This window comes from Shewanella sp. Isolate7 (assembly GCF_022398425.1).
GTDB lineage: Bacteria > Pseudomonadota > Gammaproteobacteria > Enterobacterales > Shewanellaceae > Shewanella.
Map to the genome: position 1 here is coordinate 1 of NZ_JAKEVJ010000189.1, position 712 is coordinate 712.

Sequence of the window (712 nt, forward strand, 5' to 3'; positions counted from 1 at the left end):
ATGCAAAAGTGTTGATTAACTCAATATCCAACAACTTAAGTGAATTTAATCAGTGTGAAATAACGGTATTAACAGGTTGTGATAAGCTAATGGATTTGGACGTGACTGAAATTTCTAATCACAAGAACATTAGTATTAACGTTATTGATATAAGTAGCGAATTAGCCTCTTTTTGTCCTTCAGGGCGTTTTCCTGCTCAGGTTTACGCAAGATTTTTTATGGGAAATTATATTAAGGGCACAATACTCTACTTAGATGTTGATATGATTGTTAATTGTTGTATAAGTGATTTGTTCAAAGACTTTGACTCTGAGTCTGGATTTGGTGCATGTATCGATACTGGGATACTTTTTAATAAAGCCTTAGGTATAAACAAACTATCTTACGATTTTACTTATTTTAATGCAGGAATGTTTATCTGTGACTTAAACAATCCCATTGTCCTTAAGTATTTTCGAGATGCAATAGTTCTTGCCCAAAAGAATAACTATCCATTGGCTGACCAAGACGCTCTTAATTTCTCAATACAAGGTAGATTCAATGTTATGCCTGTAAAATTTAATTATGCAGGTGTTTTTTTTTCGAATAGATATTCTATAATTCACTATGCTCATCTAAAGCCCACTTTGCAATTGAGATATTTAAGTGCATTTAAACAGTACAATCAGTACGTAACTCAGCTTCATTTATCCTTTCCTTATAGAAAGTATTC

At 32.2% G+C, this 712-nt stretch carries 1 protein-coding gene; it reads left to right on the plus strand.

Annotated features, from left to right (window positions below; all coding sequences use genetic code 11):
• Positions 1–8 precede the first annotated feature (8 nt).
• Positions 9–712: glycosyltransferase (locus tag L1D47_RS20935; RefSeq protein WP_239886641.1), on the plus strand; the 704-nt coding region annotated here is incomplete at its 3' end.